The sequence below is a fragment of the Sinomonas terrae genome (assembly GCF_022539255.1).
In the GTDB taxonomy this organism is placed as follows: domain Bacteria; phylum Actinomycetota; class Actinomycetes; order Actinomycetales; family Micrococcaceae; genus Sinomonas; species Sinomonas terrae.
Genome location: NZ_JAKZBV010000001.1, coordinates 568821 through 595061, shown reverse-complemented (window position 1 = coordinate 595061; position 26241 = coordinate 568821). Strand labels below are relative to the sequence as shown.

At 68.5% G+C, this 26241-nt stretch carries 23 protein-coding genes; 17 read left to right on the top strand and 6 right to left on the bottom strand.

Annotation, left to right across the window (positions count from 1 at the left end):
* Positions 1-141: 141 nt before the first annotated feature.
* Positions 142-756: a hypothetical protein gene (locus L0M17_RS02785; RefSeq protein ID WP_241050998.1), complete on the bottom strand. Its 615-nt coding sequence runs from the start codon at positions 754-756 to the stop codon at positions 142-144.
* A gap of 89 nt (positions 757-845) precedes the next feature.
* Positions 846-2258: an MFS transporter gene (locus tag L0M17_RS02780; RefSeq protein WP_241050996.1), complete on the bottom strand. Its 1413-nt coding sequence runs from the start codon at positions 2256-2258 to the stop codon at positions 846-848.
* Between the two features lie 137 nt (positions 2259-2395).
* Between L0M17_RS02780 and L0M17_RS02775 the strand changes: the two genes are divergently transcribed.
* The 4 genes from L0M17_RS02775 (at position 2396) to L0M17_RS02760 (ending at position 8086) form a co-directional block, all read left to right on the top strand.
* Positions 2396-3790: an IS1380 family transposase gene (locus L0M17_RS02775; RefSeq protein ID WP_241050994.1), complete on the top strand. Its 1395-nt coding sequence runs from the start codon at positions 2396-2398 to the stop codon at positions 3788-3790.
* 572 nt (positions 3791-4362) lie between these two features.
* Positions 4363-5352, top strand: coding sequence for a LacI family DNA-binding transcriptional regulator (locus L0M17_RS02770; RefSeq protein ID WP_241050993.1), 990 nt, complete (start codon positions 4363-4365; stop codon positions 5350-5352).
* A 2-nt stretch (positions 5353-5354) separates the two neighbouring features.
* A complete protein-coding gene (gene manD, locus L0M17_RS02765; protein WP_241050991.1) occupies positions 5355-6572 on the top strand; it encodes a D-mannonate dehydratase ManD in 1218 nt (405 codons plus the stop codon).
* A 2-nt stretch (positions 6573-6574) separates the two neighbouring features.
* Positions 6575-8086, top strand: coding sequence for a mannitol dehydrogenase family protein (locus L0M17_RS02760; RefSeq protein ID WP_241050989.1), 1512 nt, complete (start codon positions 6575-6577; stop codon positions 8084-8086).
* A gap of 40 nt (positions 8087-8126) precedes the next feature.
* Here the strand turns inward: L0M17_RS02760 and L0M17_RS02755 are convergent, their stop codons facing one another.
* Complete coding sequence (locus L0M17_RS02755) at positions 8127-8510, bottom strand: nuclear transport factor 2 family protein (RefSeq protein WP_241050987.1); 384 nt, start codon at positions 8508-8510, stop codon at positions 8127-8129.
* 228 nt (positions 8511-8738) lie between these two features.
* On the opposite strand from L0M17_RS02755, the gene L0M17_RS02750 reads away from it, so the two are divergent.
* The 3 genes from L0M17_RS02750 (at position 8739) to L0M17_RS02740 (ending at position 11337) form a co-directional block, all read left to right on the top strand.
* On the top strand, positions 8739-9515 hold the full coding sequence (locus L0M17_RS02750) for a glycoside hydrolase family 16 protein (protein WP_241050985.1): 777 nt from the start codon (positions 8739-8741) through the stop codon (positions 9513-9515).
* A 25-nt stretch (positions 9516-9540) separates the two neighbouring features.
* On the top strand, positions 9541-10290 hold the full coding sequence (locus L0M17_RS02745) for a LamG-like jellyroll fold domain-containing protein (RefSeq protein ID WP_241050983.1): 750 nt from the start codon (positions 9541-9543) through the stop codon (positions 10288-10290).
* Positions 10291-10602: 312 nt separating this feature from the next.
* Positions 10603-11337, top strand: a complete 735-nt coding sequence (locus L0M17_RS02740) for a helix-turn-helix transcriptional regulator (RefSeq protein WP_241050981.1) — start codon at positions 10603-10605, stop codon at positions 11335-11337.
* A 65-nt stretch (positions 11338-11402) separates the two neighbouring features.
* On the opposite strand, the gene L0M17_RS02735 is transcribed toward L0M17_RS02740, so the two are convergent.
* Positions 11403-12071, bottom strand: coding sequence for an NUDIX hydrolase (locus L0M17_RS02735; RefSeq protein ID WP_241050979.1), 669 nt, complete (start codon positions 12069-12071; stop codon positions 11403-11405).
* A 185-nt stretch (positions 12072-12256) separates the two neighbouring features.
* Here L0M17_RS02735 and L0M17_RS02730 point away from each other — a divergent pair, with 185 nt between their 5' ends.
* Entirely contained in the window at positions 12257-13336 is a 1080-nt protein-coding gene (locus L0M17_RS02730; protein WP_241050977.1) for an alpha/beta fold hydrolase, read from the top strand.
* Here L0M17_RS02730 and L0M17_RS02725 read toward each other — a convergent pair.
* Complete coding sequence (locus tag L0M17_RS02725; protein ID WP_241050975.1) at positions 13256-13882, bottom strand: TetR/AcrR family transcriptional regulator; 627 nt, start codon at positions 13880-13882, stop codon at positions 13256-13258. The genes L0M17_RS02730 and L0M17_RS02725 overlap by 81 nt on opposite strands.
* A gap of 250 nt (positions 13883-14132) precedes the next feature.
* On the opposite strand from L0M17_RS02725, the gene L0M17_RS02720 reads away from it, so the two are divergent.
* From L0M17_RS02720 to L0M17_RS02685, 8 genes are all read left to right on the top strand, one after another.
* Positions 14133-14966, top strand: a complete 834-nt coding sequence (locus L0M17_RS02720; protein WP_241050973.1) for an SDR family NAD(P)-dependent oxidoreductase — start codon at positions 14133-14135, stop codon at positions 14964-14966.
* Positions 14963-17020 carry an acetate--CoA ligase family protein gene (locus L0M17_RS02715; protein ID WP_241050972.1) on the top strand — a complete coding sequence of 686 codons (2058 nt, stop codon included), beginning with the start codon at positions 14963-14965 and terminating at the stop codon, positions 17018-17020. The genes L0M17_RS02720 and L0M17_RS02715 overlap by 4 nt, the downstream gene beginning before the upstream one ends.
* 95 nt (positions 17021-17115) lie before the next feature.
* Positions 17116-18303, top strand: a complete 1188-nt coding sequence (locus tag L0M17_RS02710) for an acyl-CoA dehydrogenase family protein (protein WP_241050970.1) — start codon at positions 17116-17118, stop codon at positions 18301-18303.
* Positions 18304-18306: 3 nt separating this feature from the next.
* Complete coding sequence (locus L0M17_RS02705; RefSeq protein WP_241050968.1) at positions 18307-19032, top strand: enoyl-CoA hydratase/isomerase family protein; 726 nt, start codon at positions 18307-18309, stop codon at positions 19030-19032.
* A gap of 164 nt (positions 19033-19196) precedes the next feature.
* Positions 19197-20672 (top strand): purine-cytosine permease family protein, encoded by a 1476-nt coding sequence (locus L0M17_RS02700; RefSeq protein WP_241050966.1) that lies wholly within the window; start codon positions 19197-19199, stop codon positions 20670-20672.
* Complete coding sequence (locus tag L0M17_RS22590) at positions 20669-21736, top strand: 3-hydroxyacyl-CoA dehydrogenase family protein (RefSeq protein ID WP_241050965.1); 1068 nt, start codon at positions 20669-20671, stop codon at positions 21734-21736. Before L0M17_RS02700 ends, L0M17_RS22590 begins: the two co-directional genes overlap by 4 nt.
* Entirely contained in the window at positions 21733-22968 is a 1236-nt protein-coding gene (locus tag L0M17_RS02690) for an acetyl-CoA C-acetyltransferase (RefSeq protein WP_241050964.1), read from the top strand. Before L0M17_RS22590 ends, L0M17_RS02690 begins: the two co-directional genes overlap by 4 nt.
* Positions 22969-23056: 88 nt before the next feature.
* Complete coding sequence (locus L0M17_RS02685) at positions 23057-24904, top strand: hypothetical protein (protein WP_241050962.1); 1848 nt, start codon at positions 23057-23059, stop codon at positions 24902-24904.
* Positions 24905-24929: 25 nt separating this feature from the next.
* Here L0M17_RS02685 and L0M17_RS02680 read toward each other — a convergent pair whose 3' ends face one another.
* Positions 24930-25751, bottom strand: a complete 822-nt coding sequence (locus tag L0M17_RS02680) for a phosphotransferase (protein WP_241050960.1) — start codon at positions 25749-25751, stop codon at positions 24930-24932.
* A gap of 146 nt (positions 25752-25897) precedes the next feature.
* Here L0M17_RS02680 and L0M17_RS02675 point away from each other — a divergent pair, with 146 nt between their 5' ends.
* Positions 25898-26221 carry a hypothetical protein gene (locus tag L0M17_RS02675; protein WP_241050958.1) on the top strand — a complete coding sequence of 108 codons (324 nt, stop codon included), beginning with the start codon at positions 25898-25900 and terminating at the stop codon, positions 26219-26221.
* Positions 26222-26241 lie beyond the last annotated feature (20 nt).

Sequence of the window (26241 nt, the reverse complement as noted above, 5' to 3'; positions counted from 1 at the left end):
GGAAGGGGGTCGGCCGCAAAAGAGGGGGCTCCCACCGGCGGAAGTGCGGCCAACCGGCGGAACTGAGGGCAGCCGGCGGGTCTTCCGCGAGGCCCCTCGCCATGCACGCGAGGGCCTCCGGCCAGGCTCCGCGAGGGCCCCTTACCAAGTCCGGCGGCTTGCAGAGCGGAGGATCTGCCGCCGGTTCCTGACGGCGGCGTGAGTCCGCCCGATCTTGGCCGCGATCTCCGCGAGCGAGAGGTCCGCGTTGAGCACGAGGTCCTCCTCCTCGGGTGACCAGGGGGCCCGGTGGCGGTCGTCGTCGGCCGTCGCGCGGTTCCGCCGACGCGGCCGCGCTTCTTCCAGCTCGTCCCCGCCGTTCGCGTCCCCGCCGTTCTCGGCCCACCAGGCGTCGCCGGGCGGGAGCACCCACGCGGGGCCAAGCGTCGTGGTGAGCGCGTCCCGCTCGGGGTCGGGGAGCCGCCCGCCCTGGTTCCGCCGTCGCTGGCGCAGGAGCCAGACGCCGAGGGACCGCTCTGCGGGCGTGATGATGCCGCCGGTCTGGGGAAGACGCCCATTTTCGGCCTTGAAATGGGCCACGGCGGTGAGGCGGCGCTGGAATTCGGGCCGGAGTTCGACGCCGGAACCCGGGGCCCGCGCCGGCCGCGGCACGGGGTGGGCCAGCTCGGGGAGCGTCACGGCTGCCGGTTCAGGCACGCCAGCGAGCTCGCGCAATTGAATCGCGAGCTCGCGCAGGACATGGGGTTCCAAAGTCATCCCTTTGAGATTAACCCCCTGACGGACAAAAAAGGGGCCCAGCCAAATGCTGGGCCCCTTCTATGTCCGTTCTCTACCCTTCGAGGCGCCTATCCTTCGAGGGGCTCGCGGACGACGCCGCGTGCCGGGATCGGTTCGATCCTCCCCATGAGCAGGACGTACGAGGCGAGTCCGCCGATGAGTGCGATACCGCCGATGATGAACGCGTAGAAGAAGTGCCCGGTGGTGTCGACGACGAAGCCGGTCACGATCGGAGCCGCGACGCCCGCGAGGAGGTTCACGCAGTTCACGATCGCAGCGAGCGAGCCGGCGCTGCCCTCGGGGGCGATGAGCGCGGGGAGCGAGTTACTCGTGACGTACACGAGGGCGATGCCTGCGCTGCCGATCGCGATCCAGATGATCGCAACGACCGGAGTGTTCGAGAACGCTGCACCGACCGTGAACAGGGCCACGATCATTCCAGCCACGAGGATGCCCTTGCGCACCTTGTCCGGGTTCGCGCCCCGGCCGATCACGCGATCGACCCACCAGCCGCCGATCGTCATCTCCGAGACGAACATCGCGAAGGCCGGGACCGCGGCGTAGATGCCGCTCTGGAGCACGCTCTGGTTCATGCTCGTCTGCATGTAGCCGGGGAGCCAGGTGAGCAGCATCCACAGCACGTACCCGGCACCTGCGAGTCCGAGCGAGAGGCCCCAGACCTTGCGCTGCCTCAGGAGGTAGCCGACCGTGGCCCAGTCGCTCGACGGGCGGATCTCTTCGCTCGACGCGCCGCCATCGACGATGTAGCCGTACTCCTCCTCCGACATGCGGCCCTTCGCGAGGCGCGCCTTCGGGCCGGTGTAGCGCCAGAGGAACGCGACGAGGAAGACGACGGAGAGCGCCGCCTGGAGCCAGAACGCCTCACGCCAGCCCCAAGTCGCGACCGTGAACGCGATGAGGGGAAGCCCGATGACGTTGGCGAGGCGCGTGCCGCTGTCGAAGATCGCAGTGCACAGGCCGCGCTCATGCCGCGGGAACCACTGGCCCGTGGCCTTCATGGCGCCCGGGAAGGCGGGTGCCTCGGCGACGCCGAGCAGGATCCTCGCAATGACGATGATCCACGCACCGGAGGCAACGGCCGTGAGGACCGAGGCGATCGTCCACAGGACAGCGCTTCCGCCCCAGATCTTCTTCACGCCGAAGCGGTCGAGGAGCATCCCGGACGGGATCTGCATGATCGCGTAGGACCAGAGGAAGGCCGACGAGAGGATGCCGAATTCCGTGGCGGTCAGCCCGAAGTCATGAGTCAGGGGCTTCTGCGTGACCGAGATGGAGAGCCGATCGACGTAGTTGATGAGGATGCCGAAGCCCATGAGCAGGGCGATGCTCCAGCGCGCCTTGCCTCGGGGCCGGGCGATGGTCTCAGCCTGGGCTTCTGAGCGAGCCGCAGTCTGGGCTCCTGGATGAGGGCGGTTCTTCCGGCCCTCGTGAGGGGACTTCTTGGAAAGCTGAGAGGACACAGCTAGCTCCTAAGCCTTGATCCACCGATGGGGCCTGTGAGTAGCGCTGCGTAATTAAAGGCGAGATGCCCGCCATCTCGGGGAAAATTGGACTTGCGACAGAACCAATTGCCTGAGGATGAGAGGGCATCTCGTAGGTGCTAGTTTCCCACACTCGCGCCGCGGTGGCGGCGTCCTTCGACGAGCCGAATCTGGTCTCCGCGGCGGGGCTGGTGCCGGTGATGCGCCTGGCCGAGGCCGCCGGTCTCCAGGCTCTCGCCGACGAGCACCTGAGCGTGCCGACGGACAAGGGCGCGAATGCCGGGCTGAAGCTGGGCGCGCTGGTGGCCGGGATGGTCGCCGGGGCGGACTCGATCGACGACATGGCCCTGCTGCGGCACGGGGGCATGAAGAAGCTGTTCAAAGGCTGCTATGCGCCCTCGACCCTGGGCTCGTTCCTGCGCGCGTTCGCCTTCGGCCACGTCCGCCAGCTCGACGCGGTCGCGGCACGGTTCCTGGCCAGCCTGGCCGCCCGGGCACCCCTTTTTGGGAACCGGGAGGAAGGGGACTTCGTGTTCGTGGACCTCGACGACACGATCGTCGAGGTCCACGGCTACGCCAAGCAGGGATCCGGGTACGGGTACTCCGGGGTCCGCGGGCTGAACGCCCTGCTGGCCACGGCCACCACGCAGGACACCGCCCCGGTCATCCTGGCCCAGCGGCTGCGCAAGGGCGCGGCGAACTCCTCCCGCGGGGCCTCCCGGCTGGTCGCCGATGCGCTCTCGGCCCTGCGCCGTACCGGCACCGCCGGGCGGGTGCTGGTGCGGGCCGACTCGGCCTTCTACGGGCATCCGACCGTCTCCGCTGCCCGCGCCGCAGGGGCCGAGATCTCGGTCACGGTCCGTCTGGACCCGGCCATCAAGCGCGCCATCAGCTCCATCCGGGACGAGGCGTGGACGACGATCGAGTACACCGACGCGGTCTTCGACGAGGCAGCCGGAGCCTGGGTCTCGAAGGCGGAGGTCGCCGAGGTGCCCTTCACCGCGTTCGCCTCCCGGAAGAAGGCCGAGCGCGTGAGCGGGCGGCTCGTCGTGCGCCGGATCCCGGACCTGAACCCCAAGGCCGAGAACGGGCAGGGAACCCTGTTCGCCACCCACCGTCACCACGCGTTCTTCACCACCGTCCCCGCCGAGGACCTCGGCACCGTCGCGGCGGATGCGACCCACCGGGGCCACGCGGTCATCGAGCAGGTCCATGCCGATCTGAAGGACTCGGCCCTGGCCCATCTGCCCTCCGGAAAGTTCGCCGCGAACTCGGCCTGGCTCGTCGCCGCGGCCATGGCGTTCAACCTCGCCCGGGCCGCCGGGATCCTCGCCGCCGGACCCTTCATCAAGGCCAGGACCGGCACCATCCGCCGCAAGCTCGTCAACATCCCGGCCCGGATCGCCTCAAGCGCCCGAAAGATCCGCCTCCGCCTGCCCGATTCCTGGCCATGGCAGGCCGCGTGGGAAAAGCTCTTCATCACCGCCCACGCACCTCCGCGAACGGCATAGGAACCCGCCCGCCGGCCCGATCAGGCCCAGAACACAGCCACCGTGGAACGCGTCAGCAGCGAGGCCGGCCGATACCCCACGCCCGATAACAATGACCTGGGCTGCTCCCCAGAACCACTCAGGAACGGCCGCGGATCGGTGGATCAAGGCTAAGGCTTCGCGGGAATCAGTTGCAGAAACGAGAGATTCCTGAGCCCGGGGCTTGTGGCCACAGCCCCGCCCGACGGCCGCTTGCGGCCTTCGGATTCGGGGCCACACGGGCGATCAGGAGACGAGAGGACCGGCTACGCTGCCGGTTCTCGCCGCGCGCCGAACTCGCCTTCAGCGCGCTGTGGGGGGTGGGGGTCACGGGGTTGCCATTCTCGTGTCGAAGAGGAGTTCGATGTGAACTGCCTCACGCTGTATGGACGAATCCAGCGTAGGCGCGCCTTGGGCTATTCCACAAGAGGGAATCATATTTCCGTATAACGAAAGTAACAAGAACGTTTCAAGGTCACAAGACAAGTGAAAGATCCCTGATAACCTTGCACAAGTCTTGCCAAGACGAATGATGCGAACCTGAGGAGGCCCCGATGCCCGCGACGCTCACCGACGTTGCAAAACGCGCAGGCGTCTCCCTCGCCACCGCCTCGAGGGCCTTCAGCGAGCCGGGCAGGCTCGCCGCCGCTACACGCCAGAAGGTCACGGCCGCCGCTGAGGAACTCGGCTACGAGGCCCCGGGGCAGAGCGGACCCCGCATGATCGGCGTCGTCGTCCCAGATGTCGCGAACGCCGTCTTCGCGGCCCTGATCAAGGCGATCCAGGAGCGGGCGTGGCCGGGCCGGCACCGCATGCTCCTCGCCGACACCGCCGAGTCGGCCGACCGCGAGCGCGAACAGGTCGCTGCCCTGGCAGCGGTGGCGGACGGCGTCGTCCTCTGCTCGCCGCGCCTGCCCGCCGACGAACTGCGGGGCCTGGTTGGGCCGGTGCCCGCCGTCGTCGTCAACGGCGAAGCCGAGCGCGCGCCGAGCGTGCTCCTCGATGCCGGGGACGGACTCCGCCAAGCCGTCGAGCATCTCTTCGCGCTCGGGCACCGCAAGCTCGCCTACGTGCCTGGGCCGCCGACGTCCTGGGCGGACGCTCAGCGCCTCGAAGCGGTGACGCGGCTGTGCGAGGAGTGGGAGATCGAGCTCGCCTCGGTGGGCCACCAGAATGCGACGGTCGACGGCGGGCTGGCGGCGGCGGCGTCGGTCGTCGCGAGCGGTGCCACGGCAGCAATCGCGTACAACGACCTCGTGGCCATCGGCCTGCTCGCGGGCGCGCGCCAGCTCGGCAGGCATTGCCCGGAGGGCCTCAGCGTGGTCGGCATCGACGACCTCGATGTCGCTGCCGCCGCCGAGCCCGGCCTGACGTCGGTGCGGGTCGATATCGAGCGCGGCGGGGCCCTCGCCCTCGACCTCCTGCTCGAGCAGCTCGCCGGCAAGCCCCGCCCGGCCGCACCCGTGCGCCTCGGGTCCCAGCTGATCGTCCGCGGCTCCACCTCCGCCCCTCGAATCTCCCCCATCCCCTCGAAAAAGAAGTGAGAATGACCCGTCTTATTGCCGCCGTCGACGTCCTCATCACGAGCCCGTCGCGCAACTTCGTCACCCTCAAGATCACCACGGATGACGGCATCGTCGGCTGGGGTGACGCGACCCTCAACGGCCGCGAGCTCGCCGTCGCCGCCTACCTCCGCGACCACCTCGCGCCCGCGCTGCTCGGCCGGGACGCGGATCGCATCGAGGACACGTGGCAGTTCCTCTACCGCGGCGCGTACTGGCGCCGCGGGCCGGTGACGATGGCCGCGGTCGGCGCCGTCGACCTCGCCCTGTGGGACATCAAGGGCAAGGCGCTCGGCGTGCCCGTCTACCAGCTCCTCGGCGGCGCGGCGCGGGACAAGGTCCTCACCTACACGCACGCGACCGGCTGGGATCTGCCGGAGCTGCTGGACTCCATCGAACGACGGCGCGAGCAGGGCTTCCGCGCGGTCCGCGCCCAATCGGGGGTGCCGGGGCTCGACAAGGTCTACGGCGTCACGAAGGGCGAGGCGTCCTACGAGCCCGCGGGCCGCGGCGGCGGCCCGGCCGAAGAGGTCTGGGACACTTCCGCGTACCTGCGGCACGCCCCGAAGGTGCTCCACGCCGTCCGCGAGCACGTCGGTCCCGAGCTCAGGCTCCTCCACGACGTGCACCATCGCCTCACCCCGACGGAAGCCGGCCGGCTCGCGCGTTCGCTCGAGGACGTGGACCTGTTCTGGCTCGAGGACGTCATGCCCGCGGAGAACCAGAAGCTCCTGCGCGCCGTCCGCGCCCAGACCACGGTCCCACTCGCGATCGGCGAGGTGTTCAACACGATCTGGGACTGCGAGCAGCTGCTGAGTGAGCGGCTCATCGACTACATCCGCACGGCCGTCGTGCACGCGGGCGGCATTTCCCACGTCCGCAAGATCCTCGCCCTCGCCGAGGTCTACCAGGTCAAGGGCGCCCCGCACGGGCCCTCGGACGTCTCCCCCGTCAACCTCTCCGCCTCCCTGCACGTCGGCCTCGCGACGACCAACTTCGGCATCCAGGAGTACATGGGCTACGACCCGCTCGTCTCCGAGATCTTCCGCAGCAGCTTCACGTTCGAGGACGGCTACCTCCACCCCGGCGACGAGCCCGGGCTCGGCGTCGAGGTCGACGAGGCCGCCGCCGCCCGCTTCCCCTACTCCCCCGCCTACCTGCCAATCGCCCGGGACCTCGACGGCACCATGAGGGACTGGTGAGCATGGCCGCTTCCCCACTTCCTCGCCTTTCCGCCGCGTACGACGGCGCCCCTCGCCTTGGTGCCCTGCGTCCCGGGATCGTCCACCTCGGCCTGGGCAACTTCCACCGCGCGCACCAGGCGGTCTACACGCGGGCCGCTCTCGAGGCTGCCGGTTCGGGCGCCGATGGCGCCTCGGACTGGGGCATCATCGGCGTCGGGAGCCGGTCCGCGGCCGTTCCCGACGCGATGAAGGCCCAGGATCTGCTCTACACGGTCATCGAGATCTCGCCCGAGGGCGAGTCGTTCTCGATCCCGGGGGTGCACACTGACGTGTTCACGGCCGCTGGCGAGCCCGAGCGGGTGGTCGCGTCGATCGGCGCCCCCGAGACCCGCATCGTCTCGCTCACGGTGACCGAGAACGGCTACTACTACAGCCCCCGGACCGGCCACCTCGCCGTCGACGATCCGGCCATCCAGCGGGACCTCTCCGAGGCGGCGCGTCCGTCGACGCCGATCGGGCAGATCGTGCGCGGGCTCCAGTCGCGGGCGCGCGGCCATGGCGCGCCGATCACGGTGCTCAGCTGCGACAACCTCGCCGACAACGGGCACCACACGGAGCGGCTCGTGAAGGAGTTCGCCAGCCTGCTGCCTGAAGGCGAGGCTGCCGAGACCCTCGCGTTCATCGAGCGTCACGTGACGTTCCCGTCCACGATGGTGGACCGGATCGTGCCCGCGACCGCGGACCACTACCGTCGGCTCGTGGCCGAGGGATGCGGCTACCGCGATGACGTGCCGGTGCCTGCAGAGCCGTTCACGATGTGGGTCCTCGAGGACAGTTTTGCGGCGGGGCGGCCCGCTTGGGAAGCTGGCGGGGCCGTGTTCTCGGACGAGGTCTCCCGGTACGAGGAGCTCAAGGTCAGGCTGCTCAACGGCACGCACTCGCTCATCGCGTACCTCGGGGCGCTGACGGGCGCCGCAACCATCCCGGAGTCCGTTCGGCAACCGGAGATCGAAGCCGCAGCACGGGCCGTGCTGCGCGACGAGTACCGCCCCAGCGTGACGGCGCCGCGCGGCGTCGACCTCGATGCCTACGAGGAAGAGCTCTTCACGCGCTGGCGGAACACGGCGCTGGGGCATCGGACGAGCCAGGTCGGCTCGGACGGTTCGCTCAAGCTCCGCCAGCGGATCCCCGTTCCGGCCCTCGCCGCGCTCGATTCCGGCCGGGCGCCGCACTTCCTCGCGCTGACTGCCGCCGCGTACCTCGCGTGTCTCGCTCCCCTGCCCGGCTTCGACCCCGGGCCTCACGCCGCCGCTATGGTCGATCCGGCTCGGCCGATGCTTGCCCGCGCGGCTGAGCTGTCGTCGTCGTCCGCCGAGCTGGCGAGCCGAGTGCTCGGCGAGCAGCACCTGCTCGGCGAGGAGCTCGCGGGCCGGGACGAGTTCATCGCGCGGACGGGCGAACTCCTCGACATCATCCGGCGCAACGGTGCCCTGGCAGCCGCCGCCGAGGCCGGGAAGGTTTCGGCCGGTTAGGCCACGGCAAAGCGGACCGTGCTCTCGCGGCACGATCCCCTTAGTGGCCGCCCGCGGCCAGATAGTCGGCGGCGTTGTAATGGATGCGAATCGTCTTGATGATTCCGTCCTGGAGCTCGAAGAATTCTGCGAAGCGGACCGTCCCATTGGGGAGTTCCGCGTCGTAAAGCAGGGCCGCGCCGTCGTCCGTTGCCACCGCCTCGATGAAGGTAATCTCGCGGACGGCCTCGATGAACCCCTTGACGCCCCTGACGAAGCGGTCCGCGCCGGAGACTTGGCCTGCGAGAGGCCCGTCGAAGGTGAAGTCCTCGGCGAGGAGCGGGAGGAGTTCGCCGCCCTCGCCGTACCGCTTGATGCCGCCGAGGAGGACCGCGTAGTAGGAACGAAGGGCGGCTGAGGTGTCAATGATGCCTTCTGCGGTCACGGGGTCCTCCTAGATTCCGAATCCTCTGACCAGTCTGAGAACCGCACCGAATACGTACAACTGCGTATTGCTCGAAAATTGCTGCGGACGGAGCATGTACCCCGGAAGCGTTTCAACCATCCGAAGGTCTCCGCCGCACCCTCGGACACCCGGCGCGGGACAGCCTCACCGTTGCCACCCGAACTTCCCTCCCCCCGGCGCATTTGTCGGCCTTTGATCGGGGAGACCATGAAAAAAGAAATCCTCGCATTCGTCACGTCTTCTGCCCTGATGTTCGCCACCCTCGCGGCCACGTTCGCAATAGGCACTCCCGCCGTCGGCGCCACGACTTCCAGCACTGATGGGACGCAGGCCGCCGTCGTGCTCGGATGGGGGCCGGTGATCAACGGCGACGAATTCAACTACGTCGGTGCGCCCGATCCCACCAAATGGAGGGTCTACAGCAGCCCAGGCCAGAATGGAAACGGCATCCGCACCCCCAAGGCCTGGTACGTCAACGGGTCGGTGGCCCAGGTGACCGGCGATTCAAGCGGCAACACCGGCGGAATGTCTGCAATCTGGGACCGGAACATCGCCCCGTACCAGCGCATCGAAGCCCGCATGCGGACCAATCAGCGCGACCCCCAGTACCACCCGGTCCTGATCCTGTGGCCGGATTCCAATACCGGGTGCTCCGAGATTGACTACGCCGAAGGGACCCAGAACACCACTCAGATGCACTTCTGGTTGCACTACCCCACCTGCGGGCTGCGCAACTCCTCCACGGTGACCATCGACACAACCCAGTGGCACAACTACGCGGTCGAATGGTCTCGCAGCGGCATCCGCGGCTGGATCGACGGCGTGCTCTGGTTCAGCGACACGAGTGCCGCTGCCCAGTCGATGACCGTGCCGATGCATGAGACGGTCCAGCTCGACTGGTTCCCCGCGGGCTACACCACCCCACCACAGCTCTCGTGGATGCAAGTGGATTGGATCCGGCAATACGCACCCCCGAGCCAATGACAGGCCGCTTGAAGGAGACCTCACCATGCCATCATCGAGACAGCTCATTCGTGTTCTGGCCGCCGCGGCCGCACTCACCCTGCCAGTGGCCGGAGGGTCAGCGGTCCTAGCCGCTCCAGCGAATGCCGTCACCTGCTTGCCGGGGACGAGCACACCGACGGACGGCTACCCCGGCACCGTCGTGACGGCCAACAACTTTGAATCAGGGACCCTGTCCGGGTACTCCGTCCAAACGAGCGGGACGGGAACCGCAACGGTTTCCTCGGCCCGGGCCCACGATGGGGCCTGCTCCGCCTACCTGCACGTGACCTCGGACCCGGGTTCGCTCGCGGACTTTTCGGCCGCCTTGCCCTCGGGGACTCGGCAGGTCTACGCCGAGGCCTGGTTCAACATCACGACAGCCGGTCTCTCTGGCAACGACGTCCCGTACTTCCGCTTCTTCTCCGGAAGCACCCGGTTCGTCGACGTCTACCGGTACAACAGCAATGGGCAATTGTGGCTGCGCGTTCTGGCACCCAGCGGGTCGTTCACTTACACGCGGCTGCTGTCGTCCAGCATTTCACTGGGCGCTTGGCACCACGTCGTGATGCATGTCATCCCGAATGGCAGTGCGTCCACCGTGGAGGTGTGGTTCGACGGTCTGAAGGTCTACTCGAGCTCGAGCGTGAGCACGGTGGCTTCATCCGCCACCAAGGTGCAGCTCGGTGCCGAGCATTACCAGCAAATGGGTGATTCCTACATCGACGATCTCATCATCAAGAGCGTCGCGAATTGAGCCGATAGCCCCCAATACCTCTAGTGCGCTGTCTCCCCGCGGCGCACTAGAGCCGTGCCCAGCCCGTGGCTCTTTTTCAAGGGTTTGCGCTCTTCTTCGCCAAGCTCTCACAAACCCGACACCTCGGGATCGCTTGTGTTACCCGGGGAGTCTGAAGAAATTGGTGCGAAGTCTCGGGCCCTGCCCTCAGCCAGTCGCCAAGGGGAAGGTGTTGAGGTCCTGCGCATTCTCCGCGCAATGCGCACTTGTACGTATAGCGCAACGTTCCTACTCTCTTGCCATCCGATCGAGCAGAGAGTCGGGAGGCTTGTCATGGAGCCACGCGCCCAACTTGCGGCCGACCTCCTCGGCCTCCCAGACCACGACGAGTACCTCCGCGCCGCCAGCGAACTCCTCTTCAAGCTCTTCCCCGGCGAGAACGTCGCATGGAACATGCTGGACGCAGAGGCGCCGAGCGCCGAAGTCCGCGCCTACCCGGGAAGTCCTCTGGCCGATGCCGACGTGGCCCGGATCCTGCTTGAGCTCTGGGAGGACCATCCTCTGGTTCTCAGCTATTTGGAGGCCCGGGGCGAAGAAATCTGGAGTCCCCGGCGCCTCAGCGATCTCGTGACCGATGAGCAGCTGTACCGGACCCGCGCGTACCGCGAGGGGCTCGCCCAGCTCGGGACGAACAGGCAGCTCTCCTTCCTCGCCCGGAGGACGTCTCCGCTCCGCATCCAAGGTTGGACGATGAACCGGCTCGGCATGGATTTCACGGACGATGAGGTGGAACTCGCTCGGCACCTCCAACCTGTTCTCAGGCTTCTCGAGGCGGCGCGCTCAGACGGGCGGCTCGGCCAGCGATGGGAGGGGGTGGCCGAGGAGCACGACGTGACGAGCAGGGAACAGGAAATCCTGCGCCTCCTCAGCAAAGGGCTGACAGGGATGGCGATCGGCCACCTGCTCGGCATCAGTCCCAGGACGGTGGCGAAGCACCTCGAACACGCCTACTCGAAGCTCGGGTGCACGAACCGGATCGATGCGCTCAGGCTCCTGAGGGGCGACTGATCCACCTGCCCTGGTGGGCGACCTGCCCTGCGGGACGGCTTCCCTGCTGGACGGCGTCGCTCCTGTCAGCGCCCAACGAAGGCAGGCTCGAGGATATGACCGAAGTCAACGTCGCGACCTCGAAGCACGACTTCCGCGAACTGCCAGAGAATCGCCCCGGTGGGCGCGTGGATGACCATGTCATGACGCAACGGCATCTGGAGAAGCGAGCCCTCGGGAGTTTCGCGCCAGCGAGGAACGCCCGGCGCGAGCAGGCGGGCCACCGGGATGGGATGGAGCGAGGCGACTTCCGCGGCGCTCCGCTTGAAAGGACGCTTCCCGGGCGCTGCGACCACCCAAGGGCTGATGACATGACCGGTGGCAGTGGTGATGTCGTCGAGGCGCCCGAGGACGTCGTCGTGCTCGCACAACAGGCCGGTCTCCTCGGCGAGTTCCCGCAGCGCCGCCGACTCACTGGATTCGGACGGCTCCACTCGTCCACCGGGAAGTGCCCAGTGACCGGCATTGCGTCCGCGCGCGGCTCGCTTGATCACGGGCACGCAGGGGACGCCGGCGCGTTCGATCAGTGTGATCGCCACCGCCGCCTGCCGCTCGTGCGGGGCACGGGGCAGCTCGCGGTGCGGCCGATCGGCGAGCCGCTCGGCCGCCCGCAGCGCAAGCTGTTCGAGCGAGGGCACCGCGCCCGCGTCGAGGCCCGTCTCGTCAGGTCTGAATTCGATCTCGGCTGCGCCCATGGTTGCCTCCCTCTCAAACGCCCTCAAACTACCGGGAATCTGATTCGCGCGTCAATCATCGCTTGAAGCCCGAATCGCAAGCCACGACGCCCATTGACAGGCCCTGAAGCATCCAACGAGAATCGAACACTGACGCAAGCGTCAGATGCGCTTCGACAACAGTCAACGACACCAAGGAGGGTGCCGTGGTTCAGCATGGGGTCCCGCTCGGCCCCTCAGCCATCGAGGTCGGATCGACGGCATTCGACCCCCTCGGGCCGACCGTCCGCACCTGTCAGCTCGCTTCGGGGCGGCACGTGAGATATATCGACGAGGGACGGGAGCCGTGGCCGGTCGCACTCGTCTTCGGCGGGGCGGGAACCTCGGTGCGTGTCCTCCGGCTTCTGGAGTTCGCACGCAGCTTTCGCGAGGAGCTGGGCATACGGCTCGTGGCAGTCGAGAGGAACGGGCTCGGCCTGACGCCTTTCGACCCGGAGTGCGGGGCCGCCGAGCATGCGGGGGACGTGTGGGATCTGCTGGACAGGCTTGGCGTAGAGCGGGTCGCGGTCGTTGCGATCTCCGGCGGCGGCCCCTACGCGGCCCATGTGATAGCGGCACGGCCCGAGCGCGTCACGAGTGTGCACTTGGCTTGCACGCTCTCCGATCACGGCGCGGGCGCTCCTCTGCACGTCGATCTGGACGCTGTCATCGCGGATCCTGTCGGATGGTGGGCCTTCCCCGCCTCGAGCCCAGTGCACCGCATCCCTGGATTCGCGGCGTCGGCCGTTGAGGAGGCGACCCACGCCCTGCTCGCGCAGGGCGCATCCTCGACGCCGGACGGACTGCGGCAGGCATTGGAGCTCTATGAGCACGGGGACTTGCCGGGCCTTTCCGGGCTCAGCGCGCCGGCATTCCTCTACTGGGGGAACGACGACGCCGTGGTGCCGACCGCCCACCTGCGCCGCTGGGTGGAGGTGCTTCCCGAGCAGCCCCTCGTCCGGCTCTATGCCAACGAGGGGCATGATGTGCAATACCGCCACTGGGACCAGATCCTCTGCGATGTGCTCCATCGAGGCAGGCGGACCGTAGTCAGCCGGGGACGCAAGACGTGGCTGCTCCGCACGGAAGATGCGGAGCGCGAACTCGCGCGCGGAGCGACGGCGGGGTTGGCAGCTTGGGAGCCGCCGCCGGCCCCTCAGGGAGGGTCAGTCGACGAGGGCGCTCTGGACGAATGCGATGAGCAGCTCCCGCATCGCGGTGACGTTCAGGCCGGGGGAACCCGTTAGCACCTGGATCGCGGCGCCGTCGGTCATCGCAGTGAGCTGCATTGCGACGAGACTCGGGTCGACGTCGGCGCGGAACTCGCCGGCGCGCTGCCCGCGCTCGATGATGCGTTCGACGGTCTCTCGCCATCGTGCATAGAACTCGTTGTGCTCGGGTCGCAATTCGGGCCGGACCGCAGCCTCGGCCCAGAACTGCACCCACACAGACCATTCGTCCCGGACCTGCCCGATTCGCGGCAGCTGCATGTCGATCAGCTTGAGCAATCGCTCGCGGGCCGAGGGGATGTTCTTGAGCTCGGCGCTCTGCCTCGCAAACGCGCGCGTGATCGCATGGTTGAGCGCGAGGCGCAGGACATCGCTCTTGCCTGGGAAGTAGTAGTGGACCGCCCCGGTGCTGCTTCCGACGATCTTCGCGATGTCGGCGATTCGCACCGCGTGGTATCCGCGTTCTGCGATGAGCTGGGCGGCGGCGTCCAAGATGGCAGCCTTCCGCACCTCGTCGTTGGAGCCCCGGGCGCCCATACGGTCTTCGCGAGCAGTCTGAGTCACGTGCGATCTCCTTTCGACCCGACGGGGACAGCTTACCAACGCTAGAGTCAGTAAGGGGATATCTGACGCTAGAGTCAGGTCTATGGCAGCGACGCAAACCACGATGACTCCGCCGGGAGAATCCGCGAATTCCTGCGGAAAACAAAGGCTCAGGGGATCTGAGATCGAGAAATCATCTCTCTCAGACTCTTGACAGTCCCCCAGAATCAGCGTTGACTGACTGACCAGTCAGACCGGAGGTTTTGAAGCCATGACTGTTGCACCCAGACCCGAAGATCGGGAAGTTCTGCAGCCCGATGCACTGCAGGGCAAAGTCGCCCTCGTGACAGGCGGAGGTACCGGGATCGGCCGGGCGACGGCGCTCGACCTCGCCCGTGCGGGCGCCGACGTCGTCGTCGCGGGACGCCGGCTCGAGCTGCTCGAGAAGGTGGTCGCCGAGATCGAGTCCCTCGGGGCGCGGGGCCTCGCCGTCGTCGCAGACGTGCGGGAGGAAGACCAGATCGCCGCGCTCGTCACCGAAGCACTCGACCAGTTCGGCCGCATCGACATCCTCGTCAACAACGCGGGCGGCCAGTTCAGCGCCGCCGCCGAGGACATCACTCTCAAGGGCTGGCGCGCGGTCCACCGACTCGCCGTCGACGCCACGTGGGCCCTGACTCGCGAGGTCGCGACGCGCTCGATGATCCCCAACCGGTCGGGGGTCGTGTTCTTCATGGCCTTCTCCCCGCGCCGCGGCATTCCGGGCTTCGTCCACGCCGCGAGCGCGCGCGCCGCCGTCGAGAACCTCGCCGCGGGCCTGGCCTTGGAATGGAGCCGCTATGGCATCCGCAGCATCTGCATCGCCCCGGGGACGATCGCGACCGAGGGCCTTGGCGACAACTACACGGACGAGGACCGCAAGCGCTGGGCCGAGGCCGTCCCGATGGGCCGCCTCGGCGCGCCGGAAGACGTCTCCGGGCTGGTCGCATTCCTCGCCTCCGCTGGCGGTTCTTACATCACTGGAACGACGATCGTGGTGGACGGAGGCGCCGATGCCTGGGGCATCGGACACGCCGCTCCGACGCCGGAAGGAGGCCACCAATGAAGACGGCCACGCAACGCGACATCAACGCACTCTTCGATGCCCGATCAGTCGCCATCATCGGCGCGAGCAACGATCACACGAAGTACGGCAACTGGCTCAGCGTCCAGGCCCTGCGCATGGTCGAGACCCACACGGTGCATCTGGTGAACCGCCGCGGCGAGCCGGTACTCGGCCGCCCGACCGTGCGGAGCCTCGCCGAGCTGACCGAGCCCGTCGATCTGGCCGTGATCGCCGTCCCGGCGCAGTCGTTCGAGGCAGCGGTCGACGACGCGCTCCTCGCCGGAGCGCGGGCTCTCGTCGGGGTGACGGCGGGCTTCGCTGAGACCGGCGCCGAGGGCCGCGCGGCCCAGGAGCGCATCGTCGCGAAGGTCCGCGAAGCAGGTGCCGTCCTTCTCGGGCCCAACTGTCTTGGGGTCATCGATTCGACCGTCGGTCTCACTCTCGCTTCGAACCCGCTGCCAGCCGGCCCGGTGACGCTCCTGTCCCAGAGCGGCAACATGGCCCTTGAGCTCAGCCAGTTCCTGAGCGAGCACAACCTCGGCTTTGCCCGATTCGCCTCCTTGGGCAATCAGGCTGACGTCGGGGTCGCCGATCTGATCCGCTCATGCATTGAGCACGAGGGCACGCACGTCATCGCCGCCTACTGCGAAGACTTCGGCGACGGCCGCGACTTCGTCGCCGCGGCGGCGGCGGCGCGTGAGGCGGGCAAGCCGGTTGTCCTGCTGACGGTCGGGGGCAGCGAGGCGTCGGTGCGCGGAGCGCAGTCCCACACGGGCTCCCTCACCTCGGACACGGCCGTGATCGACGCCGCCTGCCGGGCCGCGGGCGTCTACCGCGTGAACAGCCCACGCGAGCTGGCCGGCGTCGTCGCCATGCTCCTGAGCTGCCCGCCGCGCCCGGTGCGTTCCGTCGGCGTTCTGGCCGACGGCGGAGGGCACGCGAGCGTCGCCTCCGACGTCACCACTGCCGCCGGCCTGTCCGTGCCCGAGTTCGCGCCCGCGACCCAAGCGGTGCTGACCGCGGAGCTGCCCCCTTCGGCGGGCGTCGCGAACCCTGTCGACCTGGCGGGCGCCGGAGAACAGGACATCACGTCCTTCGGCCGGGTGCTCGAGACGATGCTCTCCGACGCCGACGTGGACGCGGTGCTCATGACGGGCTACTTCGGTGGGTACGGCGAATACGGCGAGGGCCTCGCGCGCCGTGAGATCGAGACCGCGCACCGGCTGGCCGAGGTCGCGCGGCAACACCAGAAGCCAGTCGCCGTGCACACGATGCGGGCCTCCTCCCCCGCGGCCCGCGTGCTGGCCGAACAGGGAGTGCCCGTCTTCTCCGCAGTCGAGGACGCGGCGAGGGCCCTGGGCATCCTCGCGCGGGGAGCCGCGGCTCCGCGCCCACCGGCCGAAGTGCCCGCTGCACTGCCCGCCGTGAGCGACAGCTACTGGGAGGCGCGGGAGCTGCTTGCCGGGGCCGGCCTGCCGTACCCAGCGGCCGAGATGGTCGGTTCCGCCGACGACGCCGTCGCGGCGGCCGAGCGGGCCGGGTACCCCGTCGTCCTGAAGGCGATGGGCCTGCTCCACAAGTCCGACGCCGGCGGGGTCGCCCTCGGCCTGAAGGACGCCGTCGCCCTTCGCGCCGCCTATGCCGGCATGGACGGGCGGCTGGCCGCGCCCGCATACTGCGTCGAGGCGATGGCCGATCTCACCGACGGCGTCGAGCTCATCGTCGGGGTGCAGACCGATCCGCGGTTCGGGCCCGTCGCGATGGTCGGGCTCGGCGGGATCATGACGGAAGTCCTCGAAGACGTCGCCTTCGCCCTCGCACCGATCGACGCCGAATCGGCCCGGGAGCTGCTGGAGTCGCTGCACGCTGCCGCCATTCTTCACGGCGTCCGCGGGCGGCCCGCCGTCGACCTCGACGCGGCAGCGGCGGCAATCGCGAGTGTCACCGAGCTCGCGGCTGCCCATCCGGAGATCGCCGAGCTCGAGGTCAACCCGCTTCTCGCAACCCCGTCGGGGGCGCTCGGCTTGGACGCCCGCATCGTCCTGGCTCACTAGGCCAGACGAAGACCCCACAAGACACAAAGACCCCAACAAGACCCGTGCCCGGGGCACCCGGGCACTAAGCCCTCACCACCCAAGGAGAACGAGCAATGGAATTCGCCTACACACCCAGGCTCGTCGAGCTGAAGCAGCGCGCTCGCGACCTCACCACGAAGATGATGCAGTTCGAGGACGAGTGCGAGGCCAACAACGGCCTGTCGGCGGAATCGCATGCCGTGATCAAGGAGGCGGTCCTGAGCGCCGGGCTGCAGGCAATCAACACGCCCGCCGAGTTCGGCGGCGCGGGCCTGACGGTCCTCGAGCAGGTCGTCGTCCAGGACGAGCTGGGCAAGCTCACCAACGCGCTCTGGGACGCCGTCTGGCGGCCGGCGAATCCCCTGGCCCACGCGACCGAGGAGCAGCGCGAGCGGTACCTCATCCCGGAGGCTCGCGGCGAGCGGCGCGACGCGGTCGCAATCACCGAGGCGGACGCGGGCTCGGATCCGTCGGGGATTCGGACGACGGCGCACCGCGACGGCGAGGGCTTCGTCATCAACGGTGAGAAGTGGTTCGTGACGGTCGGCGACGTCGCCGACTTCCTGCTCGTGCTGGCCAACGTTCCCGATGAGGGGCCGACGATGTTCCTGGTCGACGTCGACCAGCCCGGCGTCACGGTTGCCAAGACTCCCCGCTACACCCACACCTTCGTCTACGAGCACCCGGAGTTCCACTTCACGAACGTGCGCGTCGGCGCGGACGCCGTGCTCGGCGGTGTCGGCAACGGCTACGAGCTCACGCGTGACTGGTTCACCGAGGAGCGCCTCATGATCGGCGCCCGCACCATCGGTGCCGCCGAGCGCGCCCTCGACCTCGCCATCGAATGGGCCAAGCAGCGCGAGCAGGGCGGCGAGAAGCTCATCGACCGCCAGCTGATCCAGGGCATGATCGCGGACTCCGTCGCCGACATCGCGACCAACCGCGCCCTCACGCACCAGGTCGCGTGGGAGTTCGACAACTCGGACCTCACCGACCCGAACGTCCGCAAGACGCTGCATGCCAAGGCAGCCACCGTCAAGCTCGCCTCGTCCGAAGCGTCGAACCGCGTCGTCGACCGCGCCCAGCAGATCTTCGGGGGCCGCGGCTACATGCGCGACTACGCTGTGGAGCGCCTGTGGCGCGAGCTCCGCGTCGACCGCATCTGGGAAGGCACCTCGGAGATCCAGCGGCTCGTCATCGCGAACGAGACCAAGAAGCGCGGCCTGGCCGGCCTCGTCTCCTTCCTCGGCCCGGAGGCGTGAGCGATGCCCGCGGAGGACACCGGCACCGTCGGAGTGACGCGGCAGGGCGAGATCGCCGTCGTCACCCTTCGACGCGAGCGCAAGCGCAATGCGCTCTCGACCGGCTTGGAGGCCCAGCTCGCCGAGCAGCTCGCGTCTGAAGCGGTCGCGACGAGCCGCGTCGTCGTCATCACCGGCGGCGACCAGGTGTTCTCCGCGGGCGCGGACATCACCGAGCTGCGGGAGATGACTCCCGAAGCGATCAGCGCCTACTACCGCTCTTCGGGGGCCGTCTACGAGCAGCTCGCCTCGCTGCCCATGCCGACCATCGCCGCGATCGCCGGCTACTGCCTCGGCGGAGGGCTCGAGCTCGCACTGGCCGCAGACTTCCGGGTCGCCGACGACACGGCTGTCTTCGGCTTCCCCGAGATCGGACTGGGCATCCTGCCCTCCTCGGGCGGCGTGGCCCGAGCGGTTAGGACTATCGGCCCCGCCCGTACACGCGACCTGATCCTCCGCGGTCGCCGCTTCGACCCCGCGCTCGCAGAACAGTGGGGCCTGATCACCGAGACGGTCAGCGCAGGAACCCATCTCAAGCGTGCCCTGCAGATCGCCGACGAACTGCTCCAGGCGCCGCCGCTCGCGCTGACCCTCACGAGTCAGGTCATCGACGCGGCCGCCGAATCGTCGCACCACACCGCGCTGCTGCTCGAACAGCTCGCGTACGCCGTACTCAACCGCACCAGCTAGAACCGCACCAGCCAAGAACCAGCCCCGCTAAGAACCGCACCAGCTAAGAACCGCACCAGCCAAGAAGACCCATCCCTGTGGCCGGACCGCACTGACGCCGTCCCGCTGCAGGCCTCCTCTAGGAGATTGTCATGGTCGACTCTGTCAACACTTATCCTCAAACAGTGACCCCCAGCGCCGAGGCCCACGGATCCCGGCTGCGCGTCGAAGCCCGCTCGATCGACTACGTCCCCCTCCGGGAACGCCACGGCAAGGTCTGGCATCTGTTCCCGGTGTGGTTCGCGGGCGACGCGCACCTGGCGACGATCGCCGTCGGCGTCATCGGCATCTCACTCGGCGGAAACCTCATCTGGTCCGCGATCGCCGTCGTTCTGGGCTCGTTCTTCGGCTCGTTCTTCATGGCGTTCCACTCGACGCAGGGCCCCCAGCTCGGCCTTCCGCAGATGGTGCAGTCGCGGCCGCAGTTCGGCTTCCTCGGCGCCCTCCTGGTGTGGGTGGTCGCGCTCGTGACCTACGTCGGTTACACCGGCTTCAACCAGATCCTCGTCGGGAGCACGCTGAGCAGCCTCGCCTCAGTGCCCAGCTGGGTCAGCTATGTCGGGTACGCCGTCGTCGGCGTCGTGCTCGCTGTGGTGGGCTACGACGTCATCCACAAGGCTTCGCGCTGGCTGACGATGCTCATGTTCGTCGTGCTCATGACGTTCAGCATCGGCATGATCGCCGTCCACCCGCTCACGGCCGCGCAGCTCGATCTCGGCCAGTTCGCGCTGACCCCGTTCCTCATTCAGTTCTTCACCGCCGCGGTCTACCAGCTCTCCTGGTCGATCTACGTCTCCGACTACTCGCGCTACCTGCCGCCGAACGTCGGCGTGCGCGCCTCCTTCTGGTGGACGTACCTCGGCGCGGGCGTCGGCGGCGCCTGGATGATGCTCGTCGGCACGTTGGCTGCCGGGATGTTCCCGAAGGACGACGTCGTGCCCGCGGTGATCGCTGCCGGCGACCAGATCTTCCCGCACTTCGGCACGGCGCTCCTGGTGATCTCAGTGCTTCCGCTGATCACCATCGGAACGCTCAACTTCTACGGCGGCAGCCTCACGCTGCTGTCCATGATGGACTCCATCAAGCGGGTCAAGCTGACGGTCCGGACGCGCGTCATCACCCTCCTCGTCATCGGCGGCCTCTCAACCGTCATCGCCTTCGCCTCCAGCGAGAGCTTCCTCTCGCAGTTCGGCGACTTCCTCACGGTGCTCGGCTACCTGTTCACCCCGTGGACCGCGATCAACCTCGTCGACTTCTATGTCGTGCGGAAGGGCCACTACTCCATCCGTGAAATCTTCAATCCGCGTGGGATGTACGGCCGGTGGAACTGGCGGGGGCTTCTCGCCTACGTGATCGGCTTCGCTTCGATGATGCCGTTCGCCGTCGTCGGCACCATGGAGGGCCCCGTCGCGAAGGCGATGGGCGGCGTCGACGTCTCGATGCTCATCGGCCTGGCGGTCGCCGTCGTCGTCTACTGGATCCTGACCCGCTCGCTCGATCTCGAGGACGAGCGCCGTCGGGTCGCCGAGGCCGACCGTGGCCTCGAATCCGACGCCGCTCCCGCGGGCGGCGAAGCCTCGATCCTGGAGGCAGGCCAGTGACGGGAAGCGATTCCCTCGGGGTCGCGAAGATCGGCGTGGTCGGTGCGGGCCTCATGGCCAGCCAGCTCGCGCTCCTCTTCGCCCGGAAGCTGCGCGTTCCCGTGGTCATCAGCGACCTCTCCGAGGAACGTGTCCGGGACGCCGTGGTCCGCATGCGGTCCCGCCTCGAAAGGGACGCGGCCAGGGGGCGGCTCGGGCCAGCGGAGGCAGAGCAGATCGCTGCGCTCATCTCCGGCACGACCGATCCCTCCGACTTCGCCGGCTGCACCGCCGTGATCGAGGCGGTCTTCGAGGAATTGGAGGTCAAGCGGGGCGTCTTCCGCGCGGTTGAAGCCGTTGTCAGCCCGGAGGCGCTCCTCCTGACCAACACTTCGTCCCTGTCGGTGGCGGCCATGGCGGAAGGGCTGCGGCACCCCGAACGGGTTGTCGGGTTCCACTTCTTCAACCCGGTCGCTGTCCTTCCACTCCTCGAGCTCGTCCGCACACCGTTCGCCTCCGAGGCGGCGATGGCCGCGGCCGCCGGGCTCGCGGAGCGGCTGGGCAAGACCGCGGTCCCCGTCGCAGACTCCCCCGGGTTCGTCGTCAACCGCCTCCTTACGCGGCTCTTCGATGAGGTGCTGGAAGAGATCGACGACGGCGGAGACCCCGTCGCCGTCGACCGCGCCTTGGTCCCGTGGGGACTGCCCATGACGCCGCTGGCGCTCATCGACTACATCGGCCCAGCCGTCCAGGCGCACATCTGCACTGCCCTGCACGCGGCTTTCCCGGACCGATTCCGCGAGCCGGCTTCGCTTGCCGCGGTCGTCGCGGCGGGCCTTCCGGGGTTCCTCCGCGCCGACGGCACGCTGCGGCCCGAAGTCCGCGAGCTGCTTCCCGAGCCGCACGACGTCGATCCGGAGGACGTGCGCGAACGTGTCCGGGCCGCTTTGGCCGAGGAGGTCCAGCTGATGCTCGAGGAAGGCGCCGTCGGCAGTGCCGAAGACCTAGACCTCTGCATGGTGCTCGGCGCCAACTACCCCCAGGGCGGCCTCACGCCGCTCCTGGCCGAGAGGGTGACGGCGTGAGTGGCTCGGGCCTGAGCGGCTTTGGCCTGAGGGGCTCGGACCTGAGCGCCAGCGGCTCTGACGTAGTCGTTGTGGGGGCGGCCCGGACGCCCCAGGGCCGGCTCCTCGGCCAGCTCTCCTCTTTGACGGCCGTGGAGCTCGGAGGTGCCGCGATCGCCGGGGCACTCTCAAGGGCCGGGGTCGAACCTGAGGCCGTTGACGCCGTCGTCATGGGTCACGTGATCCAAGCCGGGGCGGGCCAGAATCCGGCCCGTCAGAGCGCCGTCACCGCCGGGATCCCGCTGACCGCCCCGGCTGTCACGGTGAACAAGGTGTGCCTCTCAGGGCTCTCCGCGGTGATCGAAGCGGCCCGGATGCTGCGGCTCGGGGAGGCCTCCATCGTCGTCGCCGGCGGGCAGGAGTCGATGAGCCAGGCACCGCGGCTCGTGAGCGGCACCCGCGAAGGCAAGGCGTACGGCTCGCTCGAGTTCTTGGACTCCACTGCTCGTGACGGCCTCACCGATGCGTTCGACCACGAGGCGATGGGTCTGGCGACGGACCGGGCCAACGCTGCGCTTGGGATCAGCCGAGAGGAGCAGGACGCTGTCGCGGCCGCCTCGCATCAGCGCGCCGCGGCTGCTCGAGAGGCAGGCGTGTGGGGCGAGGAGATCGTGCCGGTCAAAGTCCCGCAGCGTAAGGGCGCGCTCGTTGAGATCGCAGAGGACGAGGGCATCCGTTCCGAGACTTCGGCCGAGGTCCTCGCCCGGCTCCGGCCCGCGTTCTCGCCCGAGGGAACCGTCACGGCCGGCAACGCCTCGCCGCTCACGGACGGCGCCGCCGCCGTCGTCCTCTCGACCCGCGCGACCGCTGAACGCCTCGGCCTGCCAATCCTCGCCGCACTGCGCGCTCATGGGCAGATCGCGGGACCGGACACGACGCTTCCCGACAAGCCGGCGGGCGCCATCACTGCTGCGCTCGAGAGTGAGGGTTGGAGCCAGGGCGACCTCGACCTGGTCGAGATCAACGAGGCCTTCGCTTCCGTCGCCGCGCACTCGGCTGAGCTCCTCGGAGTGCCCCTCGAGCGCGTCAACGTCCACGGCGGGGCCATCGCGCTCGGGCACCCGATCGGCGCGTCGGGCGCCCGGCTCGTCGTCACGGCCGTGCACGAGCTCGTGCGCCGTGGCACCGGGCGGGCGGCTGTTGCGCTGTGCGGCGGCGGTGGGCAAGGCGACGCCCTGCTCCTCGAGAGGTGACGAGTAACCGCCGTCATGCTGGTCCATGTACTGGGGGCGCCGGCGCCCGAATGCTCGCGCGCCGGCCAAGCCTGCGTACCCTAGTCGGGTGACTTCGCCCTTCGAAGACCCCGAGTTCGTCGCGAAAATGGCTGAGATGGGCATTGTCCATACGCCTGGCATGGCGGCCAGGATGATGGATGACCTCGCGCCACTGCTCGCCGAGGACGGGATCGACCTCGACAACCTCGACGGCGACCTCGACGCCCTCAATGCAGCGCTCGCCCGTGCGACCGAACGGCACAACCTCATGCTGTTCACCCCGGTCGGTGCACAGCGTGCCGGGGCCCTTGCGGTTCTCCGGGCGTTCACCGAGTCACTCGCTGAGGGCGATGAAGCCCACGCCGCTGCCGTGCTTGCCGCCGTCGAGAGCGAACCGGCGGGCGATGCGCCGGCAATCTCGCACGTCATCGGTGTCTCTCTCGGGCTCCTCGACGGCTGGCACACCGACCCCGCGCTGCGTGCTGCCTTGGCGGCCACACGCGTGCCGAAGTGGAATCGCGCCGCTCGCGGTGCGGCGACCGATGTCCTCGCCCTCGCCCGCAAGGGGCGCGCCTTCGCGTCGCTGAACAGACTGCACCGGCATGGAGGGCTGGCGCTCTTCGAGGGATCGGCGCTTGTCGTGGCGGCATCCCTGATGGCGTGCGCGGCGAGCGAGAAGGCATCGGTGCGCGAGGTCGCCGGGCGCATGCTGGTCGACGGCGAGTCGGGCGAACTTCCGGTGCCGCTCGTCCCGCGGGCCGCGTCCACCCATGCGCCGGGAAGCAGTTTCATGCGCCCCCAGCCGGAGCGCAGTGCGACGGCACGGCGCGCCGGAGCTCCTCAGCGCGATGGCACACCACCGTCCGTCGACCGCGCGCTGCGGCGCAGCTTCGGCGCGTGGCTCGAAGAAGAGCCGTCGATCGCCGCGCCTTCCGTGGCCGAGGAGCTGGAGGTGATGCAGGCGCTCGTGGACCTCGCGCGCCGCCAAGGCCTCGATCTGCACCGCGGGCCCGACGTCGGGGGGTTAGTCGACCTGCTCTTCGACCCTCAGGACAGCGAGCCTGCCGAGGCGCTCGAGAGCGTGCTCGAGACACTTCACGACTACGTGCACTTCCGCCTCGACGAAGGCCAGGACCTTGCGGGATGGGAGGAGGCGCACGAGGCGATCGAGTCTGCGCTCGACGAGTACAGCGGCCCATCGGAAGCCCTCGCCGCGGTGCTCGCTCGGGCGGAGGAGGTCGACCCCGAAGCGCGCCGCGGCGCCCTCGCTCGGACTCCGCTCATCGCGGCCGTCAGCGAGCTGCTCGAGTGGATCGGCACCGGCAGGCCGGTCACGCAGACCGGTGGTGTGCGCCGAGCGGACATCGAGACTGTTGCAAGGATGCTGGGCGTCCGCGCCGTTGGAGTCGCCAAGCGGGACGGCTTCGAAACCCATGAGAACGCGCCGATCCAGGCGCGGTCGATGTCCGATGTTCGCCTGCTCGCTCAGTGGTGGGAGGCGCTCTCGATCACGGAGGTGATCGAGACCAACTCTTCCCGCGTGCGGCCAGGGCCGGCAGCCGCCGAGTGGAAGACCGAGGAGGTTCCGCCGCTCGAGTTGGCCGAGGTCGTCGCGGCAATGTTCGTCGCAGAGACGCTGACGCGCCCGTTGGACCAGGGCGCCTTCGGCGCGATCATCGCCAAGGAATCCGTCGCCCAGCTGATGCATGCTCTCGCGCCGGAGGATTTCGAGCTGAACCAGACGGAGTCCGGCATTACCGGCGGAGGTCCAGTGTGGACGCTGCGGAACCTCGAGTCGGCCGGCCTCGTCACCGGCGCCTCCGCGGGCGCCCTTGAGGTGCCCGCCGGGCTTCGCGCCGCCGTCGCCCGGGGGATTCTTGCCGTGGCACTACTTGGCGGAAGCCGGGACGAGTAGAGCCCGTTTGGGCTCGGCCTCTTGCCTAGAGGGCGAGCCCCTTGGCCAACCGCTCCCCCTCCGCTTCGAGCCACGCGACGCGGCGCTGGATCCGCTCCCCCGCCCCCTCCTGCCACATTCGGAGCCAGCCGCCGCCGTCGTGCTCCGCGCGGTACTTCATGAGGTACCAGCTGCGCTCGCTGCGGCGGAGGGCTGTGGGAATCAGGCGCCCACGGTCCTCGCGGCCGAGACCGTACGCGTCGGCAATGAGGCGCGTGCGGGCGACGGCGTCGACCCCCTTGAGCGGTTCGCTGCGGTCCTCGTCAGGCGCGAAGGGTGCCCACCACATGCACAGATTGAAGACCTCGTCGACCCGGGTGGCCGGTTTGGCGATGTCGAAGTCGATCAGCGCGACCGCCTCGCCCTGGCGGAAAACGACGTTCTCCGGGGTGATGTCCATGTGGCCGATGAATTCCGGCTCTTCGGGCGGAGCAGGCGGCATTCCTGGGATTTCCGGGGAGGCCGCTGCTTGAAGCATGTCCGACGACGGCGCGAAGCCAACCATGGCGTCGTCGAGTCGCCGAACGAGGCGGGCCAGGGAGACGAGGCGAGTCTCGTCGGCGAGCCAGTCCGGGTGAGGCCGGTTCGCGACCTCGCCTTCGATGAAGGTCAGGGTTTCGCGGCCTTGGTCGTCGATGCCGAGGAAGCGGGGTGCGCCGTCGAATCCCTTGTGCTCAAGGTGGCGAAGAATCGCGTGGACGAGTGGCGAGTGCCGGCCGAGTGGCCGGCGCACGGTGTTGCCCACGCGCACGACGCCCTCGGTGACGTCGCCGCCGGGGAGGGGGATCTCAAGGTAGGAGTCGGACACGTCTCATCCTATTCGTGAGTATGCACCTTCAGGCCCACGCTGTTTTGTCGGTCGGGACCTCTACCCTCCTAGAGGAAGGCTGACCAAAGGAGACAACGTGACCGAGTGGGAGCGACGCGATGCGCTATGCGGGTGAGAGTCAAACCGTGAAAGCATTCCTGTCTCTACACGCCGAACTGACGTGGGCGATCCATACAATCTGCGCCGCCCAGAGTCCAGACACCCTCAAGAACCATGCCGCCGATGCATTGGAATGCCTCATCGGCGATTCTTCTGGCTCGCCAGCACCCCTTGATCACCTCCTTGGACTGCAAATCCAAAATCACGTCGCACTCTTCGGACCCATGACTTTAGTCAGGGCCGTGGCTACCGAGTTCGATGCAGGATTCATCGTTGAGGAGTATGAGCGCCTCTCGAAGCGCGTGCCGATCACTGAAGGACCTTCGTCAACCAATAGCCTGGTCAAATGACTCACCGTTGGGGGATCCGC